1 protein-coding gene is annotated in these 994 nt (G+C 54.0%); it reads right to left on the bottom strand.

Annotated elements, in window-relative coordinates:
- Window positions 1-17: 17 nt before the first annotated feature.
- Window positions 18-994: IS110 family transposase (locus tag QPK32_RS26445; RefSeq protein WP_290415759.1), on the bottom strand; the 977-nt coding region annotated here is incomplete at its 5' end.

Below are 994 nucleotides of genomic sequence, written 5' to 3'. Positions count from 1 at the left end.
CGCAGATACTGTGATCCTCAAGTTCTGGCAAGGGCTAAATTTACGTCGAAGGGTTTGCCAGATTTGAGGACCCCGATCATCCAGTGGACCATCTTGCGCATGACAGCAATGATGGCCACTTTCCTGTTTTTTCCAGCGGTAACCAGGCGCTCTGAAAGTGCTTTGGCAGCGACGTTGTGACGCATTGCGCTCATGGCTGGCCAGTACAGGATCTTGCGTAGGTGTTTGTGGCCAAACTTGCCGATACTGCTTTTTCCGCGCACTGAATCGCCTGACTGATGATGGCGCGGCGATAGTCCAACGAAGGCGGCAGCCTGCCGTGCACTGTCAAACCGCTGTCCACGAAGCCAGGCGATGGCATAGCTGCTGACTCTTGGCCCTATACCGGGAATGCTCTGCAAGAGTTCGTCTTGCCCGTGCAAGTCAGGATGGCGATCGATATGGTCACGGATCTTTTTCTCTAAGCGCTTGATCTCTTCCCCAAGCGTTACGATCACTCTATCAACCGACTCCAGGGTGATCCCTTCAGATTCGTAACGTCGGTTTTGCTCCTGCACATGCATGTCCTGCAACGCTTCAAGACGCGACAACAGACGTTGTAACTCACGTACTTCACGTGAGGGAGCTTGCCAGCGCTGCGGCTTGACCGTCTCGCAAAAGCGCGCGATCAACGTCGCATCCGCGCGATCGGTCTTTTGGCGACACATGGTGGCTTCGGCAAAAGCCTTGATTTGAAGAGGATTGACGACACTAACCGTGTAACCGGCGTCGAACAATGCCAGGGCCAAAGGTTCGTAATACTGTCCCGTTGCCTCCATGGCCACATGACAGTCTTCAGGCGTTGAACCTTGCTTGCTCAACCAGTCGAGCAACGCTTTACGACCAGCGTCTGTATTCTCGAAAACCTTGTTTTTGCCTTTGCCGGCCGATACCCAGCGCACATCAAACTTGCGCTTTGCAATGTCAATTCCAACGAAGTCCACGATGCCCCCCC

The sequence above is a fragment of the Massilia sp. YIM B02763 genome (assembly GCF_030412015.1).
Classification (GTDB): Bacteria; Pseudomonadota; Gammaproteobacteria; order Burkholderiales; family Burkholderiaceae_D; genus Telluria.
This window is presented reverse-complemented; position numbering and strand designations above follow the sequence as displayed.